The organism is Gordonia sp. PvP123 (assembly GCF_040547295.1).
Classification (GTDB): domain Bacteria; phylum Actinomycetota; class Actinomycetes; order Mycobacteriales; family Mycobacteriaceae; genus Gordonia; species Gordonia terrae.
Window position 1 is genome coordinate 433,969 of the sequence record NZ_JBEPPN010000005.1, and the last position, 18,081, is coordinate 452,049.

Consider the following 18,081-nt stretch of genomic DNA (forward strand, 5'->3'; position numbering starts at 1 on the left):
ATGCCCGTTCCGATGTCCGACGACGAGTTCGACGGGCTGGTCTCCGATGCCCTGGACACCATCCCGACCGATCTGACCGACGCGATGAACAACGTGGTCATCCTCGTCGAGCCGTCCAACCCCGAGGAGCCGGGCATCCTCGGTCTGTATCACGGTGTGGCACTGACGATGCGGACCAGCGACTACGGCGGTTACTTGCCGGACACCATCACCATCTACCGCGATCCCATCCTCGCGATGTGTCACTCGCGGGAGGAGGTCGTGCACGAGGTCGCGGTCACCGTCGTCCACGAGATCGCGCACCACTTCGGCATCGACGACGACTGGCTGCACGCCAACGGCTGGGGGTAGTGGCGCCGCGTCCACCGGGTTCGATGTTTGACCTGCGACGGAACGAGGTACGAGGGGTAGCAGATCGAGCAGCCCTCTATCTCAGGAGTACGTCCATGTCCTCAGACGCCATCGTCATCCTCCGGGATGAGCACAAAGAGATCCGCAAACTGTTCCGCGACTTCAAGTCGCAGGGCGACAACGCCGTCAAGACCAAGGGCAAGATCGTCGACAAGATCATCGAGGCCCTCACCGTGCACACGTACATCGAGAACGAGGTGATGTACCCGGAGATCCGCAAGCGCGTGCCCGACCTCGAGGACGACATCCTCGAGTCCTACGAGGAGCACCACGTCGCCGACGTCCTCGTCGTCGAGCTGGCCGCCCTCTCGCCGGACGCCGAGCGGTTCGACGCCAAGACCACCGTCCTCATCGAGAACGTCGAGCACCACATCGAGGAGGAAGAGGACGAATGGTTCCCGAAGGTCCGAGACGCATTGAGCCGCAAGGAACTGCGCGAGATCGGTGAGGAGATGCTGCGCCGCCGGGAGAAGGCTCCGCGCCGGCCCTCGCAACCCTCGGCCCTGAAGAAGACGGTCGACGCCATCATCAAGTAGCCCTTCGAGACGCTCGCAAGCTCGCTCCTCAGGGAACAGGGTGACGCTCGCAAGCTCGCTCCTCAGGGAACGGGGAGACGCTCGCAAGCTCGCTCCTCAGGGAACGGGGTGACGCCCTCAGCCCATCGGTTCGTCGACGAGCGGCTCGTCGACCACCTCGAACGGGGCCGTCGCGGCACCCCATCGCCGGCACACCCACAGCCCGTCGGAGTACTCCAGTTCGATGGAACCGGTGTTGCCCAGGTGGGTTGCCGCGGCGAACCGGGAGTCGATCCCGGCCAGCCGTGCGGCGACCAGGCGAATGGCCGCACCGTGACTCACCAGGAACACATCGCGCTGGTCCGGTCCGGTGAGGTACATGTCGGCCAGGTCCTCGACCGTCGGCAGGTACCGGTCGTAGACCATCGCCAGGGATTCGCCGCCCGGGATGCGTGCGTCGAGATCGCCGTCGTGCCAGCGGTGCATGATGTCCTGGAAGACCTCATAGGACTCGCGGTCGGTGCGATCCTCCAGATCGCCGGCCTGCACCTCGTGCACACCGTCGATCGGCGCGGTCTCCACGTCCCACACCGAGCCGATGAGTTCGGCGGTCTGGCGTGCGCGGAGTGCACGCGAACTGAGCAACACCGCGTGGTGTTCCGGAGCGTTCTCCAGGCCGAACCGAACGCCCTGCCGCGCACCGAAATCGGTGAGTGCGGCACCGGGCAGGGCGGTGTCGAGGCGCCGCATGACGTTCGAGGTGGTCTCGCCGTGGCGGACCAGGTGCAGGCGCGCCATCAGTTGCCTCCTCGGCGCATCGAGTCGACCCAGGCGAGCGACTCGGTGTGATCGGGCGGCGTGGCGCCGGTGGTGCGCACCGCGGGCCACGACCCGAGGAACACCACGCGCTCACACCGGCGATGCAGGGCGGCAAGCGCTTCGGCGACGGCGGCGTCGTCGATGTGACCGACGGCGTCGAGGAAGAACCGGTACCGTCCGGCGATGCTGCGCCCCTGTGCCTCGTCGCGCTGCGGGCGCGATTCGATACGGGTGAGGTCGATTCCGCGCGAGGCGAATTCGTTCATCGCCGCCATCAGGCTGCCCGGCTCGTTCGACAGGTCGAGGATGACCGACGTCCGGTCGGCGCCGGTGCGTGGCAACGGGACCCCGGGCCGACCGAGCAGAAGGAACCGCGTGGTCGCGTCCCGCGCGTCGGCGACACCGTCGGCGAGCACCACCAGCCCGGACAGGCTCGCCGCGGGTCCGGTCGTGACCGCGGCATCCGCCCTGCCCGCCGCGACGTCCTGCGCGGCAGCGGCATTGGAGCTCGAGATCACGAACTGGGCATTCGGGAAAAGCTCACCCACCCGACGACGCACCTGCGCGGACGCAACGGGATAGGCGGCGATGGTGCGGACCTCGTCCGGGGGCAGCGGCGTTACCGCGGCGATCGCGAACGAGATGTCCAGCACGGTCTCGGCGAAAGCCTGCACGCGACCGATGGCGGCGTCGCTCGTAGACGGCACCAGCGCGTCCATCGTCGCGGGCACCGAACCCTCGAGCGAGCTCTCGATCGGCACGCAGCCGTACTCGGCATCACCGCTGCGGACCATGGCGATGGTCGCGGCGGGACTCGACGCGGCGACACGCTCGATCTCGCCGGACAGGTCGAGGCCGGCGGTGTCGTCGTGATGTGCGGCGAGGACCGCGTCGAGTGCCATTTCGGTGAAGGTTCCGGGCGGGCCGAAGTAGGCGATCACAGGCACCACACGAGACTAGTGGAAGCCGGCCGGTGGGACAGTTCGCCGGCATGTGTCTCGACATCGACGCATCAGTGCCGAAACCATTGACGCATGCGGTCCGGGAATTTAGGTTAGGGTTACCTTTCAACGACCCCGTCACGCGACGCCGACCGGAGAGACTGTCATGACGAGAACGACGACCGACCGCCCGACGGATGCCGAGATGATCCAAACGGCCTGTCGTCGGGTCGGTTCCGCCATCCTGGCCGTCGAAGGTGCCGACGCCACCCCGATCGACGTCGTCCACCTCTTCGAGTCCCAGGCGTTCGTCCTCGTCCCGTCCGCCGGCGACGCCATGCAGGCGGTCGACGAGGCCGAGGGCGTGCCCGCCATGCTCGAAGTGACCGACTGGGCGCCCATCGACCTGCGCGAACGGGTGCGTTCGGTGATCTGGCTGAACGGCACCCTGCACGAGGTCCCCCGGGATCTGGAGCGCGACCTGGCCATCGAGATCGCGACCGAACACCCCGACGACGGACTGCTCGACATCGGACACGGCGCATCGATGCTGCGACTGCAGATCGACACCGCGGTGATCGCCTCGTCGGCCGGTGCGGCCTCGGTGTCGGCCGGCGAACTCGCCGACGCCGACCCCGACCCGTTCTGGGAGCACGAGGGCAGCTGGCTCGAACACCTCGACACCGACCACGCCGACATCGTCGGACAACTGGTCCGAAAGCTACCCGCCGATCTCCGCACCGGGCGCGTGCGGCCACTCGGCCTCGACCGCTTCGGCATCCGCTTCCGGATCGAGGGACTCGAGGGCGACTCCGACGTCCGACTCCCCTTCGCACGTCCCGTCTCCGACGTGTTCGAACTGTCCCGCGCACTGCGCAACCTCGCGGGCTGTCCGTTCCTGAACTCGATTCCCGACTGACCCGCGTCTCGCGAACCACCGCGCTGTTCCGCATCATCGCCACCGGTCGCGGGGCCCTAGGCTGACCTGCATGGCCTTGCGCGAGTACCTGAAGCCGTCCCCGCACGGCATCCCGGTCGTCACCGACCGCATCGAGCGACGCGGCATCATCGTCGAGCTGGTCATCGTCGGGACCCTGACGTTCGCATTCTCGGCCCTGTCGGCCGCCCTCGCTCTGCTCGAGGCACAACTCGCCGGCGGCATCGGCGGGACGACCGTCGCACTCAATCCCAGCCGGTCCGACCTCGGCGTCATCGACGCCATCCGGCAGATCATGAGCGGGCTCCGCCTGTTCGCCATCGCAGCCCTGGGCGTATACCTGTTGTGGCGCAGCGGAATCGGGCTCTCGCGCGTCGGCCTGGGGCGGTGGGCGCCACGCCGCGACGTCCCCGCCGGACTCGTTCTCGCCGCCGTCATCGGTCTGCCCGGGCTGGCGCTGGTCGCCGTGGCGCGCGCCCTCGGTCTGAACGCGAGTCTCGTACCCAGTCAGGCCGACACCTGGTGGGAGTGGCCGGTTCTCGTGCTGATCGCGATCGGCAATGCCGCCGCCGAGGAGATCGTCGTGGTCGCCTACTTCATCACCCGGCTGCGTCAGCTCGGGGCGTCCGACGGCGCGTCGCTCGCCGCCAGCGCGATCCTCCGCGGCGGTTATCACCTGTACCAGGGCTTCGGTGCCGGCGTCGGCAACCTGGTCATGGGCCTCGTCTACGGCCGCTTCTACCAGGTCAGCGGTCGCGTGTGGCCTCTCGTCATCGCCCACGCGGTCATCGACGTGGTCGCCTTCGTCGGATACGGACTGCTCCGGGACCACCTGTCCTGGGTCGGGTGAGCGGGCCCCGACACCCGTCGACCGTGCATCGTTTCCCGTCGACTGTGCGTCGATTTTCGTCGACTGTGCATCCGTTTTCGTCGACCGTGCGTCCACTTCCGTCGACTGTGCGCCCTACCCGAGCACCGTTGAACACGGTGAGATGATCCGCTAGATTCGTCTCATGACTGTCGATGTGCCGCCCGGCCCGGCCACCGAGCCGGCGAGCCTCCCCTTCCCGCGACGGCATCGGGCCGCCGAGTCCCGCGGCCGACGCATCGGCAAACTCCTGAAGGTCTACAACCACCTTCGCGAACCCGATGACGACGAGCTCGCGCAGCTCGGACGCCGGTTGCGCACACGGGACGAACCCGCCGCGACGCTGGTCCGGGCCATGCGCCTGCCCCGAGGTGTGGACGGCCGGGTGACGATGCGCCAGTTCGAGCAGGCGCTCGCCGGCGACATGCCGTCCGACGCCCCGGCCGCGCTTCGTGACTTCTTCGCGCTGGTCGAGAACACGCCCGACTGGGTCGATCCCGACCTCTGCGACCGCGGCGCCGCTGTCTACCGACGCTTCGGCCAGAATGCGAACGACGTCCTGCTGCAGCTCTCCCTGATCGGCGGCTACCGCTTCGGCGGACCCGCCGACCTGCTGGTCGCGACCGGCGGACTCACCGGGAACACCGTCATCCGACGACTCGGTGAGACACAGACCTGGGCCATCGCGGTCGGCGAGCCGGGTGGCATGGCACGCGACGGCGAGGGCTGGCGGCTCACGGTCCACGTGCGCCTGATGCATGCCCTGGTCAACGAGAGGTACGAACACAACGGTCGCTGGGACATCGACCAGTGGGGCCTGCCGATCAACCAGTCCGACCTTGCCGCCACCCTCAACCTGTTCAGCGGCGCCTTGATGATGGGCGTCCGTGCGCTCGGGGTCCCCGTGGGCCGCGACGACTCGCGTGCCCTCATGCACCTGTGGAAGTACGTCGGCTGGCTGATCGGCGTCGACGACGACTGGCTCTTCGACTCCGAACGCGACCAGCATCAGCTGAGTTACGCGGTCCTGCTGACGCAACACGACGTGACCGACGCCGGTGCGGCCCTCACCACCGCGATCGTCGACGCCCAGAACCGCCTGCACTACCGACGCTTCCCCCGCGTGGCCGCGCGCTACACCCGAGCGCGCCTGGTCAGCATGCTGCAGGGCTTCCTGGGGGTACGCGGCATGCGCGACCTCGGTCTGCGGCCGGCCCTGCCCTGGGCCTTCGGTCTCGCCTGGGTGCGCAACACGCTCACCTACCAGGTCATCGCGCGGACGCCGGTCGGCCCGCGCTATCTGGAATGGACCGGCGCTCGCGCACGGCGTCGTGCCCTCTTCCGCCACTTCGGCCCCGACGCACCGGAGATCGGGTCACTCGCGGAGCGCTGATCGCCGCATCAGGGTTGTCGCTGTGCCGTCGTGACGCGGTCCGGGACCCGGGAGCCGATGGCACCGGATCCGGATGATGTTGTGCCCGGATTCCGGGCTCGAGATCACACGGATTCCCCGGTCATGGGCCCGCACCTCTGACCTCCGACCGGAGGTGACGAAACGACCTCCGCGCGAGCAGCATTCGCGTCAGGTGAGGCGCTCGGCGTCATCGCGACGATCCTCGGCGACCGGCCGTCCACCCGACCCGGTGACCCGCGCGAGCAGATAGAGCACGAGTCCGACGACGATCAGGATGCCTGCGCGCAGCCATGTCGACGCGCTCTGCTGTGTCATCAGCACGATGCAGGAGACCACCGCGAGTATCGGAACGATCGTCGGGGTCCGAAAGTGGTCGGTGTCCGTGCGATCGCGGCGCAGCACGAGCACCGCGACGTTGGTGCTGACGAAGACGAACAGCAGCAGGAGCACCACCGTCTCGGCGAGCGCCGCGACCGTGCCCGTCGCCGAGAGGATCATTGCGACCGCGGTCGTGGCCACGATCGCCGTCCACGGCGTGCGACGACCGGGCAGCACCTTTGCCAGTGCACCCGGGAGCAGCCCGTCCCGTGCCATGCCGAAGGTCAGGCGCGACGCCATGATCATCGTGAGCAACGCACCGTTCGCGACAGCGATCAGCGCGATCAGGGAGAACAGCTGGTCGGGTATCCCGACATCGGCGATCGAGACGACCTCCAGCAGCGGCCCCGACGACTCCACCAGCCGCTCGGGTGGTGCGACCACCGACACCGCGAGGCCGACGAGCACGTACACGACGCCGGCCGTGAGCAGTGCACCGAACAGCGCCTTCGGATACACCCGCCGCACGTCACGGACCTCTTCGGCCATGTTGGCCGAGGTCTCGAAGCCGACGAACGAGTAGTAGGCGAGCAAGGCCGCACCGAGAACGGCCAGCGCCGGTGTCGTCTCGTCGGTGAACTCCAGCACCCGCTGCGGCTCTCCGTCACCACGACCGAGGACGATGCCGGCCAGCACGACGACGAGGACGAGCCCGGAGACCTCCACGATGGTCATCACCACGTTCGCGCTCAGGGACTCTCTGATCCCGCGGGCGTTGAGCGCCGCGACCGCGAGGAGGAACACCAGAGCCGCCACGGTGGTCGGTACGTCGAGGAAGACCTGCAGGTAGTCGCCCGCGAAGGCGAGCGCGAGTCCGGCGGCACTCGTCACGCCGGCCGCCAGCATGCAGAAGCCGACCAGGAACGAGACGAGCGGATGGCGGTAGGCATGCCGCGCGAACACCGCGGCGCCGCCGGCCCGCGGGTACTTGGTGACGAGTTCGGCATACGACGCCGCGGTCAGCATCGCCAGCGCCAGGGCCAGCGCCAGCGGGACCCAGATCGCGCCGCCGACCTCACCGGCGACCTCGCCCACGAGCGCGTAGATACCCGCGCCGAGGACATCGCCCAGGATGAACAGGAACAGCAACTTGCCGGTGATGGCCCGCCGCAGCGGGGTGTGCCCACCGTCGGCCCCGGCGCCGGTCCCGGTCTCCTCGGAGTCGCCCGCTTCCGCGACATGTTTGTCGGTCATGGCGAGTCCTGTACCCCGTTCGGGCCGGATCGAGACCTCGGTGACGAATCACTCCCCGGAGGCGTCGACGCCATCTCACACACCAACCGACCGACATCCCTCACGGCCGCCCATGCGTACATTTGATGGGATGAACGAGCAGGACCCGCCGATCCTCCGGCGAGGTCGCCCCGGGCCGCCGATGCCGCCCGGGCGGCCAGCGGGCCCGCCGCTGCGCCCGGGACCACCGCCCGGCCAGGGCCATCGCCCACCTCCCGGCGCCGTCGGCCCGTCCGCTCATCCGCAGGCCATGCCGCGGATCCCCGCGCGCGGACCCGATCCGCGCCGTGCCCCGGCGCCCGGTGCCGGCGGCCGTCCGCATCCCGCCCCGGCCGACCGGCCCTCCCCGTCGGGACAACCCGGCCCGGGCGGGTATGCCCCCACCCAGAAACCCGAGCCGATCCCGGACGATCGCTCCCGCGGCCGTCGGCCGTCACCCGCGGACCGTCGGAGCCGGGACCGATCCGCCGGTCCCCCACCCGGTCCCCCACCCGCGCCCCCGCGCCCGACCACGCCGCCCCGTCCCCGACGCGGCGGCCGTCGCGCGGTCCGCATCGGCAAGGTCCTGCTGATCCTGCTGCTCGTCGTCGTCCTCGGGTCCGTCGGACTGCTGTTCTACTACGACTCCAGACTCGACCGCATCGACGCGCTGCGGGCCTATGCCGGACGCCCGTCGGACACCCCCGGCACCAACTGGCTCATCGTCGGCACCGACTCGCGCTCCGATCTCACCGAGGAACAACGCCGGGCACTCGCGACCGGTGACGCCGACGGATCCCGCACCGACACGATCATGCTCGTCCACAACCCACCCGGCGGCGGCAAAGCGATCGTGGTGAGCATCCCGCGCGACCTGTACGTGGAGGTCCCGGGCCAGGGCAGTCTGAAGATCAACGCCTCGTTCAGCATCGGCGGTCCGGCGCTGCTCGTGCAGACCGTGGAGAACCTCACCGGAATCCACATCGACCACTACGCCGAGATCGGCTTCGGCGGGTTCGACACCCTGGTCGACGCGGTCGGCGGCGTCGACATGTGTATCGACCAGCCGCTCAACGACCCGAAAGCCGGACTGCGGCTTGCGAAGGGCTGCCACCGCCTCGACGGCCGCCAGGCACTGGGCCTGGTGCGGACACGCGCCTTCCCGCGAGCGGACCTCGAGCGAGTGGTCAATCAACGGAAATTCCTCGCCGCACTGGTCTCTCGCGCCACCAGTCCGACGGTGCTGCTGAATCCGTTCCGGCTCTTCGGCTTCGTCGGCGGCGCGATCGACGCGCTCACGGTCGATGAGCGAGATCACATCTGGAATCTCGCGTCGCTCATGTTCGCTCTCCGAGACCCCATCACCACGACGACACCCGCCGGCGAGAGCACCTTCACCGACGAAGGGCTGGCGTTGCCGGTCAACGAGCAGACCGAGGAGTTCTTCGCGCTCCTCCGTGCAGGCCAACCCATCCCCGACGACCTCCTCGTCGACGCCGGCGGGCCGTCGTAGAAGGGTTCCCAAACGCAGGCGAGACTTGCCTTAGTTAGCCTGAACTTGCTGGTGGGAGCCATTTTTCGGCTCTACGATGGGCCGCATGACCGAACACACGAAATTCCACCAACTGCTGCACGACCAGATCAGCAACGAGTTCTACGCTTCTCAGCAGTACATCGCGGTCGCCACCTACTTCGACAACCACGACATGCCGCAGCTCGCGAAGCTCTTCTACCGCCAGGCAGTCGAGGAGCGCAATCACGCGATGATGATCGTGCAGTACTTCCTCGACCGGGACATGGAGGTCGAGATCCCCGGCATCCCGGCGCCCAACAACCGCTTCGAGGACTACCGCGCGCCCATCGATCTCGCTCTCGCACAAGAGAAGACGGTCACCCAGCAGGTCGTCGACCTCGCCAAGTCGGCCCGCGACACCGGCGACTACCTGGGTGAGCAGTTCGTGCAGTGGTTCCTCAAGGAGCAGGTCGAAGAGGTCGCGACCATGACGACCCTGCAGACCATCGCCGAGCGCTGCAACGGCAACCTCTTCGACCTCGAGAACTTCGTCGAGCGAGAGTTCAACGGCGACAAGACCTCCGACGCCACCGCACCCCCTGCGGCCGGCGGGAACATCTGACGCCGAAGCGTTCTGGCTCCCTGAGATGCGAGCGAAGCGAGCCACGAGGGTATGGTGGCTGCCTCGCCATGCCCTTCGTGGCTCGTCGCTATCGCTCCTCGCACCTCAGGGAGCAGAAGTGCGCGGCGATCAGCGCAGGGTCACCTGTCGGCCGCGGATGCCGTCCCGCGAGCTGCGCTGTTCGATGGTCAGCGGCGACGTGTCGGCGAGCGCCTCGCCGAGCCACTGGTCGAACTGATTCAGGCCCGCGTACCACTCCTCGTGGTGCATCTCGTTGTCGAGGTCGAAGACCGGGACGAGCAGCCCATGGGTGCGGAACGACCCGGCGAAGCGCGACCCCTCGCCGATCGTCAACCGTCCGGCGGCGTGGAGCCGCGCCATCGCCGACATCAGATCGTCTTCCGGCTCGGGCCGAATCCAGCGCAGGTGGGCACGCTCTCCGGCGTCGACCCACCAGGGCGCACTCGCGCCGCTGTCGACCACCAGTCGCGCCGTCGGCAGCACGGAGTCGTTGGCGCGCTCTAACATCGCCGTGATCTCGGCGGGGACGTCGGTGCCCTCCACGAACCACCAGCCGAAGTCCTGGTGGACCGTGATGTCCAGGACGGCGTCGGTGTTCACGACCTCGTCGAGCGTCGGGGCCTCGTCGGCGGCGTCGAGGTCGAATTCGCTGCCGGCCTCGGCATGCGCGGACCATGCGATGGCCGCAGCCAGTTCGACGGCCAGCGCCGTCCGGTCCGGGTCGGTCTGCAGACCCACGAATCCCTCTGTGGCACCGTCGACCTCGCGCGCGAGAGCGGGCACCGCGCCGGGCAGGATCGTCACGATGGAGACGTCGTTGCGCGATCCGGCCGGTTCGTTGAGTTCCAGTCGCGCGGTCGCCGAGGCGACGAAGGTCCGCAGCGCGACGAAGTCGCACTCGGACGCGAACCCGGCGAACGGCCGGGGCGGCGGCGCCAGAGCTGCCGCCTGCCGTGCCTTCCGTGCCGCCACGCGCTCGGCTCGATTGCTTCCCGGACGTGGTCCACTGCCCCGTTTGCTCTTCTTGCCCATCGGTCCACTCTCTCACGCCCCCACCGCGACGCCCGACAGCGTCGTACGCGCAGCGGTCAGTCGACGGTGACCAGCCAGTCGCGGACCTTCGCCGGATGGTTGGTGGCCAGCCACCGCACACCGAGGTCGGCGCAGAGCTGGACGTCGACCTGCTCGTCGACGGTCCAGCAATAGGTGACCCGACCGGCTGCCGCGGCGCGGTCGACGATCTCGGGATATTGCCGCAAGGTCATCACCGACGGCCCGATGCCGGTCGCTCCCACCGCTGTGGCGGCACCGCCGCCGAGAACCCGAGCGGTGTCGCCGAGCAGGATCGTCGGCAGCATGGGTGCGTGGCGTCGTATCCGCCAGACCCCCGCCGAGGAGAACGAGATGACCACGGCGCGGCTGTGATCGGCCGACGGCGGAGTCGCCACCCCGAACTCGTGCAGCATCTCGAGGAGTTTCTGCTCGACGAGACTGCCGAAACGAACCGGGTGCTTGGTCTCGATGAACAACCGGACGGGACGACGCCAGTCCAGGGTGAGCGTCAGCAGCTCCCGCAGTGTCAGGATCGATGCCGGCCCACCCGACGCGTGCCAGCTGCCGAAGTCGAGTTCGCGCAGTTCGGCGAGGGTCATCTCGCTGACGATGCCCGAGCCGTCGGACGTGCGGTCGACAGTTCGGTCGTGCACGCAGACGAGTTCGTGGTCGGCGGTCAGCCGGACGTCGCATTCGAGTCCGTCCGCGCCCTGTGCGAGGGCGAGTTCGTAGGCGGCGAGGGTGTGCTCCGGGCAGTCACCCGACGCCCCGCGGTGCGCCACCACCGCCGGCTTTCCCGAACGCGAGACCTTCTCGGCCGCGCCCACGTTCACCCCTGAGTTCATCCGACCGCCACCCACCGTCTCGTCGGGACCGGGGCCGCCGCGGCGGCTCCGAACAGTGTCCGCACCCGGCGCGCCATCCAGAAGGCGAACGCTGCAGAGATCGCCGTGCTGACGATGACCATCGCCAGCGCGTTCGCCCCGGTCTGCAGCGAGTCCGAGCGCCAGGCGATGAGCCGGGCGACGATCGCCGCCCCGGCCGCCACGTTGACCAGAATCCAGGCGACCCACAACTTGCGGAGTCGGCGGCCCACGAGGTCGGCGTCGAGTGACGGGTCCTGGCCGACACGGTGCGCGGCGACCTCCTGCAGCACGAGCGGAGCGCCGATCAGGTTGACCAGAGGCAGCCCGGACAATGCCGCGACCCAACCGGGCCGGCGCGGGTCGAGCAGACCCGCCGACGCATAGGTGTCGGCGCGCAGCTCCAGCACCCACCGCATGAAAGCGAGTGTCGCCAACACGAATCCGAGGAAGGCGACGACCCCGACGAAGACGGTGAGCCAGTCCGAGGCGATGATGAGGAACTCGGGCAGCGGACGGTCGCGGTTGACGACCAGCAGGATGTAGCGGACGAGATGGACGAGCGCGGACGCGGTCAGCGCAGAACCCGCGAGCACCAGCGCGAGCCCCAGTCGGGAGCGGGAATCGTCGAGCTTCTGCTGCGCGGCGTCGGCCGGCGTCGGTTCGTCGTGCAGACCCCACGTGGGTACGTAGACGTAGCGAGGGATGAGTCGCGGACCACGCCGGCCTACGGGGCCGCGGCGGGCCGGTACGGCCTCGGGTGGGCGGCGGGCCACCCATCGTACGTTGCGACTGCGGTACAGACGCCCGGCGGGCGCCGAAGTCGGGCCCGGATGCCGGGGGCCCAGATGTCCGGGGCCCGAGGGACGCACCGAGGACTCTCGTCGCGCCGCCAGGGCACGCGCGGCGTCGTCGACGACGCTCAGCGGACCGCCACACCGGGGACAATGTTCGCGTCCGGGACGATGCGGCGCCTGGATTCGGCACCGCGGGCAGAGGTCGATCATCGGCCGGCGTCGCCCTCGGGTCGCGGGTCGCCGATCTCCACGGGCTTGCCGTGTTCTTGCCAGGCGAGCATGCCGCCGCGGACGCAGATTCCGTCGTAGCCGACCTGGGCGAGATACTGCAGGACACGCATGGACCGGCCGCTGGAATGGCAGACCACGTACAGATCGTGATCGGGGTCGAGTTCGTCGAGTCGGCCCGGGACCTCGGCCAGCGGGATGTGCACCGCTCCCCGGATGTGGCCGGAGGCCCATTCGTCGTCCTCACGGACATCGAGCATGACCGCGTCGGCCCGCCCGGTGAAGTCGTCCGGAAGTTCGGTCACCGGCACCTGAGTGATGTCGCCCATGGTCACGTTTTCCATGGTGGCACAGAGACGGCCGGGCGCGACGTCACCTGTCCACGACGAGGCCTGCGCGGCGCCTCCGTCAGCCTCCGGCAAGCGTCGAACTGCCGTTATGACGACCTGCATAATTTTATCCACATGCATGTTCTGGACGTTTGTCCCCCGCTCACAGACTGACCGTCTAGTTGGGGATGAGACTGTGGAATTGTGGAAAAACGCAGGCCACAGCCGATCTACTTGTGACAGCGGTCACTTGATTGATCGAATGTGCGCGTAGGAAATTCACGTCAGTGAATGGGCCGGGGCGACCTGAAATTCCACTTCAGTGAACAACACCTGTGGATAACTTGGGGACAATGCACAAGAAGAACAGTGCGATGGCCCCCGCCGACGGTTTTCAGTCCCGGTGCATGAGCGACGTCCGCAACGACGGAGCACGGTCGAATGCCGCCAGAACTCCGGTCGTCACACTCTCCGCAAACCCGGCGACCGAGGTCTGACTCCCGACCAGTCGCATCAACAGCGGCTTCGGTGTCTCGACGACGGTGATCTCGGCATCCGGATATCGCTCGGCCACAACCGACCGCATCACGCCGATACCGTCCACGACACCGAGCTCCGCGGCCCGGCTCCCGATCCAGACGTCACCGTTGAACAGTTCGTCGTCGGACGCCGTCAGCTTCTTGCCGCGCCGCTGACGGACCCACGCGATGAACGCCTCGTGCAACTGCCCCTGCAGACCCTTGAGCCATTCGACGTCCTCGGCCTGCTCGGGAGAGAACGTGTCGAGCCGCGCCTTGTTCTCACCCGTCGTGTACAGCCGGCGTTGGACACCGAACCGGTCGAGCAGGGCCGAGAAACCGAACCCCGACGACACGACGCCGATCGAGCCCACGATGGAGGTGTGGGCGGCGAAGATCTCGTCGGCCGCGCACGCGATCCAGTAGCCGCCGGAGGCCGCGACGTCCTCACAGAACGCGAGGACCGGCACCCCCTTCTCCGCGGAGAGCTGGCGGATGCGTTCGGCGATGTACTCCGACTGTGCCGGCGAACCGCCGGGCGAATTGACGACCACCACGACGGCCCGCAGACGCTCCGTGGCGAAGGCCTTCTTGAGGACCGGTTCGACGGACTCGGTGTTGACGCCGTGCTTGCCCATCCCGGTGATGCCGATCGGGCCGTCGAGACGAACCACGGCGACCTGCTCGGTCCGCGCCTTCGAGAACTTCTTCCCCACCGCCCCCAGCGGTCCGACAGTCATCTGCCCGAGTGTAACGACGTGTACGGACAGCGTCCGTCTCCCGTTCGCATGCGCCGGGGCACCCGGCGCCGGCGGACGCACCGTAGAATCTGCCGGGTGCAGGTGCGGTGGCTCAGCGCATTCCTCGATTTCCCCGCCGACGTGTTCGGCAGCGAGGTGACCTTCTGGCGCGCGATCTCGGGCAGTACTGTCTCCCCGCCACGGGGCGAGCATCGTGAGTTCGCGTCGCTGGAACCGTTCTACGGCGACCCGCACCTACGGGTCCAGCGCATCGATGACGGTCCGGGCGGAGTCCACCTCGACATCCACACCGACGACCCGCACACCGCCACCGCGGAGGCACTCGCGCTCGGGGCCATCCTCGTCCACGACGCCGGCACCCACCTCACGCTCCGATCGCCGGCCGGGTTCGTGTTCTGCCTCGTGCCCTGGGAGGGCGAGTCGAAACGATCGCGCCCCATTCGATGGCCCGGTGACGCGATCAGCATCATCGACCAGCTGTGCATCGACATCCCCGCCGACGCCTTCGACGCCGAGGTCGGGTTCTGGACACGGCTCACCGGCTGGGCCACCACACCGCGGAGCCGGCCCGAGCTGATCGCGCTGCATCGCGACCCGGCGGTGACCCTCGGAATCCTGTTGCAACGCAAGCAAGAAGGGTCGTCGGACAGCGGACCGGCGACCGCCCATCTCGACATCGCCACCAACTCGGTCGCCGACGAGGTGGCTCGGCACGAGGACTGGGGCGCCCGCGCGATCGAGAAGTATCCGCAGTGGACGACGATGGCGGATCCGGTCGGCCGCACCTACTGCATCACCTCGCGGAACCCCCGCACCGGAGATTGAGTCGCGAACCGGAACTGCCGGCGCGCACCGCCTCACCCTCAGGTGCCGGTCGTGAACTCGCGGAGCCGGTCGACCTCGGCGTCGACGTCGCGTCGTTCGGCGGCGGACACCGGGCGCAGGAAGTCCACCACCGGGAGCTCGTCGGCGTCGAGAGACCATGTGCCGGCCAAAAATCCGTCGATGAGCACGAATCCGGGCGACCGGCCGTTGGCGGTCACCGTGCGGCGGAACATCTCCGGCTCGGCGATCCGGATCCGGTCGGCCTGCGCGCCGATCACATGATCGAACGGGGCGATCAGCCGGACCGGTGCCGGCGCATCCGCGTCGGCGAGCGCGAGGCCGTCGAGGTCGTAGAGCACGTCGCCGTTCGGCCCGGCGAGTCGGACGAGCTCCCAATCGGCTTCGAGCTTCTCGATGATGGGCCGCAACCTGGTGAGCCCGGACCAGGTCTGGATGGCCTTGACGGTCGCCGGACCGAACCCGCGTAGATACAGCCTGATCAGGTCGGCGCGGGCGTCGTCGTCCACGACGGCCGGTTCGCCGGGACCCACCCACTCGTCGAACAGGCGGTAGGTGGGCCCGCCCCGGCCCCGCCACAGGCCGCGCGGCGGAACCTGGACCAGCGGCAGACCGCACCGGGCGATCGTGGTGAGTGTCGACGGGTTCTCGGCGGGGTGGCGGGCGGCCAGTTCTCTCCCGAGTTCGGCGCCGGCGAGTTCGCGGCCCGCGAGGATCTCCGCGGCCGACGCCAGAACCTGCGCCGGATCGGCCCCGGCCAGTTTCCGCGCGTGGATGTCGGTCAGCTCGCGGCGCAGCGTCGGATCGGCGAGCGGACGAATCCAGCGTGCGTCCTCGGCGTCGATCAGGAAGATCGTCGACCGCAGCAACGCCATCCGCACGACCTCGCGGTCGGTGAGCAGATCTTCCAGCTCGAGCGGGTCGAAATCCTCGATGCGCGACCACAGTCCGAAGAAAGCGGCACGCGGGTCCTGGGACTGCAGCCCGACGCAGCGGTCGAGTACCTCGATCGCATCCTCGGCCACACGAGTGAGCAGGTGCTGGCGCTGCAAGAGGGTGCGGTTCCATTGCCGCAGCGAGATCCGTTCGGTCACCGCAGGTCTCGTCGAGATGAAGGGCGGTCGTCTCGGCCCGGCACCGCGGCGTCAGCCCGGGTAGACGACGCCGGTCGCGGCGTGGCAGCGATACCCGTGCGGATTCTTCGCGAGGTACTGCTGGTGGTGATCCTCGGCGTAGTAGAACCGTCCGTCGCCCGCTTCGGCGAGCGGCTTGATCTCGGTGGCGATCGCACCCTCACCGGCGGCGTCGAGCGCGGTCTGGAAGGTCGCGGCGGTGGCCTGGACGGTGGCCAGATCCGCATCGGTCAGGGCGTACACCGCAGACCGGTACTGGGTTCCGATGTCGTTGCCCTGGCGCATCTTCTGGGTCGGGTCGTGCGACTCCCAGAAGATCTTCAGCAGGCCCTCGAGATCGATCACGGCCGGATCGAAGACCACCAGCGTCGCCTCGGTGTGCCCGGTGCGCGCGGTGCACGTCTCCTCATAGGTCGGGTTCGGCGTGTACCCGCCCGCATAACCGACGGCCGTGGTGTACACGCCGGGAACCTGCCAGAAGATCTCCTCGATTCCCCAGAAACAGCCACCGGCCAGCACGATCGAGGCGAGACCGTCGTCGAACCCGCCGATCCCGTGCTCGTATGTCCCGTCCGATTCGGGCCGGCCGCGCATCGGCGTTCCGAGGATCAGGTGGTCGCCCGGGACCGTGATCTCGGACGTGCGGCCGGGCAGGGCGGCGTCGGCGGCGACGAGGTCCTGCTTGCGTGATCCGGCGGCGAAGAGCTGGTCGAGCCAAGACATGGACCAAGTCTACGCGCGGCAGACGCCGGACCCCGGAGACAACGAGTTGAGGTCATCGCTCGAGTCTGTTTATGATGGCGGTCACATCCACCGCAGTGTGATACCGATCACTTCGATGTCATCTCGGTCTGTTCGACGAGGGGATGTGCAGCCGGTCCACCGACGAAGGGCGACGATGGCGACGCACGCAAGCGGAGATCTCCGACGCGCCCCCGGGGTCGGCCGAACCGCCCCGCGGGCCACCTACGACGTGGCGAGGAGTTGCCGCACAAGCGCCCTCACCATTCTCGCTCTCGTCATCGTGTTCGTTCTGCTCATCGTGATCTGAGCACCACGCACCCGACGCAGCGCTGACGCCGCTGTTCCCACCGCCCGACGCAGAGGTCCGGCGTCGTTGAAAGCTCAACCGCGCTTGATGTTTCTTGCGCGGGATTGTTGCAATCACTAGTGCACTGGGGAAGGCTGGAAGCGTTCGTGTGGCTCCCGACCGAGTGGTCGGCGCCACGCGTGGACAGGGAAAACGAGTAGCACCTCAGAGAGGAACATCGTGGCTGAATACACCTTGCCGGATCTCGATTACGACTACGCGGCACTGGAACCGCACATCTCCGGCAGGATCATGGAGCTCCATCACAGCAAGCACCACGCCACCTACGTCAAGGGCGCCAACGACACCCTGGAGAAGCTGGCCGCGGCCCGCGACGACGACAGCATCGCCGGCAAGGTCTACGGACTCTCCGCCACACTGTCGTTCCACCTGGGCGGTCACACCAACCACTCCATCTTCTGGAAGAACCTGTCGCCCAACGGCGGTGGCGAGCCCGACGGCGACCTCGCGGCCGCCCTCACCGAGCAGTTCGGTGGCTTCGACAAGTTCAAGGCCCACTTCACCGCCGCAGCCACCACCCTTCAGGGGTCAGGCTGGGCGATCCTGGGTTACGACACCATCGGCGGCAAGCTCGTCATCCTGCAGCTGACCGACCAGAGCGGCAACATCCCCGCCGCCATCATCCCGGTCGTCATGCTGGACATGTGGGAGCACGCCTTCTACCTGGACTACCAGAACGTCAAGCCGGACTACGTCAAGGCGTGGTGGAACGTCGTGAACTGGGCCGACGCCAACGAGCGTCTCGCCCGCGCGAAGAGCCAGGGCAGCGGACTGGTCGTCCCGGCCTGACCCCG

Annotated in this window: 20 protein-coding genes; 10 read left to right on the forward strand and 10 right to left on the reverse strand. The window is 68.4% G+C overall.

Going from position 1 to position 18,081, the window contains the following annotated elements; genetic code table 11:
- Positions 1-351, forward strand: a complete 351-nt coding sequence (locus ABIC25_RS12295; protein WP_354561619.1) for a metallopeptidase family protein — start codon at positions 1-3, stop codon at positions 349-351.
- A gap of 95 nt (positions 352-446) precedes the next feature.
- Positions 447-947 carry a hemerythrin domain-containing protein gene (locus ABIC25_RS12300; protein ID WP_004021406.1) on the forward strand — a complete coding sequence of 167 codons (501 nt, stop codon included), beginning with the start codon at positions 447-449 and terminating at the stop codon, positions 945-947.
- A 117-nt stretch (positions 948-1,064) separates the two neighbouring features.
- On the opposite strand, the gene ABIC25_RS12305 is transcribed toward ABIC25_RS12300, so the two are convergent.
- Together ABIC25_RS12305 and pheA are read right to left on the reverse strand one after the other, a co-directional pair.
- Positions 1,065-1,724, reverse strand: a complete 660-nt coding sequence (locus ABIC25_RS12305; RefSeq protein ID WP_004021407.1) for a histidine phosphatase family protein — start codon at positions 1,722-1,724, stop codon at positions 1,065-1,067.
- Positions 1,724-2,695 carry a prephenate dehydratase gene (pheA, locus tag ABIC25_RS12310; protein WP_354561620.1) on the reverse strand — a complete coding sequence of 324 codons (972 nt, stop codon included), beginning with the start codon at positions 2,693-2,695 and terminating at the stop codon, positions 1,724-1,726. Before pheA ends, ABIC25_RS12305 begins: the two co-directional genes overlap by 1 nt.
- Positions 2,696-2,852: 157 nt before the next feature.
- Between pheA and ABIC25_RS12315 the strand changes: the two genes are divergently transcribed.
- From ABIC25_RS12315 to ABIC25_RS12325, 3 genes are all read left to right on the forward strand, one after another.
- Entirely contained in the window at positions 2,853-3,605 is a 753-nt protein-coding gene (locus ABIC25_RS12315) for a DUF2470 domain-containing protein (RefSeq protein WP_101821835.1), read from the forward strand.
- 70 nt (positions 3,606-3,675) lie between these two features.
- Positions 3,676-4,473, forward strand: a complete 798-nt coding sequence (locus ABIC25_RS12320) for a CPBP family intramembrane glutamic endopeptidase (RefSeq protein ID WP_239403046.1) — start codon at positions 3,676-3,678, stop codon at positions 4,471-4,473.
- A gap of 163 nt (positions 4,474-4,636) precedes the next feature.
- Positions 4,637-5,884, forward strand: coding sequence for an oxygenase MpaB family protein (locus ABIC25_RS12325; RefSeq protein WP_354561622.1), 1,248 nt, complete (start codon positions 4,637-4,639; stop codon positions 5,882-5,884).
- Between the two features lie 189 nt (positions 5,885-6,073).
- Here ABIC25_RS12325 and ABIC25_RS12330 read toward each other — a convergent pair whose 3' ends face one another.
- A complete protein-coding gene (locus tag ABIC25_RS12330) occupies positions 6,074-7,477 on the reverse strand; it encodes an APC family permease (protein ID WP_354561623.1) in 1,404 nt (467 codons plus the stop codon).
- Between the two features lie 289 nt (positions 7,478-7,766).
- Between ABIC25_RS12330 and ABIC25_RS12335 the strand changes: the two genes are divergently transcribed.
- Both ABIC25_RS12335 and ABIC25_RS12340 read left to right on the forward strand, forming a co-directional pair.
- Positions 7,767-9,008: an LCP family protein gene (locus ABIC25_RS12335; RefSeq protein WP_354561683.1), complete on the forward strand. Its 1,242-nt coding sequence runs from the start codon at positions 7,767-7,769 to the stop codon at positions 9,006-9,008.
- A gap of 85 nt (positions 9,009-9,093) precedes the next feature.
- Entirely contained in the window at positions 9,094-9,630 is a 537-nt protein-coding gene (locus ABIC25_RS12340) for a ferritin (RefSeq protein WP_033204722.1), read from the forward strand.
- 129 nt (positions 9,631-9,759) lie between these two features.
- Here ABIC25_RS12340 and ABIC25_RS12345 read toward each other — a convergent pair whose 3' ends face one another.
- From ABIC25_RS12345 to ABIC25_RS12365, 5 genes are all read right to left on the reverse strand, one after another.
- A complete protein-coding gene (locus ABIC25_RS12345) occupies positions 9,760-10,683 on the reverse strand; it encodes a DUF5926 family protein (protein ID WP_354561624.1) in 924 nt (307 codons plus the stop codon).
- A gap of 56 nt (positions 10,684-10,739) precedes the next feature.
- Positions 10,740-11,549 carry a glycerophosphodiester phosphodiesterase family protein gene (locus ABIC25_RS12350; RefSeq protein ID WP_064569901.1) on the reverse strand — a complete coding sequence of 270 codons (810 nt, stop codon included), beginning with the start codon at positions 11,547-11,549 and terminating at the stop codon, positions 10,740-10,742.
- Positions 11,546-12,343, reverse strand: coding sequence for a DUF4328 domain-containing protein (locus ABIC25_RS12355; protein WP_354561625.1), 798 nt, complete (start codon positions 12,341-12,343; stop codon positions 11,546-11,548). The genes ABIC25_RS12350 and ABIC25_RS12355 overlap by 4 nt, the downstream gene beginning before the upstream one ends.
- Before the next feature lie 227 nt (positions 12,344-12,570).
- Positions 12,571-12,921: a rhodanese-like domain-containing protein gene (locus tag ABIC25_RS12360; protein ID WP_033204771.1), complete on the reverse strand. Its 351-nt coding sequence runs from the start codon at positions 12,919-12,921 to the stop codon at positions 12,571-12,573.
- Positions 12,922-13,315: 394 nt separating this feature from the next.
- Complete coding sequence (locus ABIC25_RS12365) at positions 13,316-14,179, reverse strand: S49 family peptidase (protein WP_354561627.1); 864 nt, start codon at positions 14,177-14,179, stop codon at positions 13,316-13,318.
- A gap of 96 nt (positions 14,180-14,275) precedes the next feature.
- Here ABIC25_RS12365 and ABIC25_RS12370 point away from each other — a divergent pair, with 96 nt between their 5' ends.
- Positions 14,276-15,025, forward strand: coding sequence for a VOC family protein (locus tag ABIC25_RS12370; RefSeq protein ID WP_354561628.1), 750 nt, complete (start codon positions 14,276-14,278; stop codon positions 15,023-15,025).
- A 38-nt stretch (positions 15,026-15,063) separates the two neighbouring features.
- Here ABIC25_RS12370 and ABIC25_RS12375 read toward each other — a convergent pair whose 3' ends face one another.
- Both ABIC25_RS12375 and msrA read right to left on the reverse strand, forming a co-directional pair.
- Positions 15,064-16,137: a winged helix DNA-binding domain-containing protein gene (locus ABIC25_RS12375; protein WP_354561630.1), complete on the reverse strand. Its 1,074-nt coding sequence runs from the start codon at positions 16,135-16,137 to the stop codon at positions 15,064-15,066.
- Between the two features lie 51 nt (positions 16,138-16,188).
- Positions 16,189-16,899, reverse strand: coding sequence for a peptide-methionine (S)-S-oxide reductase MsrA (gene msrA / locus ABIC25_RS12380; protein ID WP_101821819.1), 711 nt, complete (start codon positions 16,897-16,899; stop codon positions 16,189-16,191).
- Between the two features lie 175 nt (positions 16,900-17,074).
- Here msrA and ABIC25_RS12385 point away from each other — a divergent pair, with 175 nt between their 5' ends.
- Complete coding sequence (locus ABIC25_RS12385) at positions 17,075-17,227, forward strand: hypothetical protein (RefSeq protein ID WP_231895856.1); 153 nt, start codon at positions 17,075-17,077, stop codon at positions 17,225-17,227.
- Between the two features lie 219 nt (positions 17,228-17,446).
- Positions 17,447-18,076: a superoxide dismutase gene (locus tag ABIC25_RS12390; RefSeq protein ID WP_004021423.1), complete on the forward strand. Its 630-nt coding sequence runs from the start codon at positions 17,447-17,449 to the stop codon at positions 18,074-18,076.
- Positions 18,077-18,081: the final 5 nt, after the last annotated feature.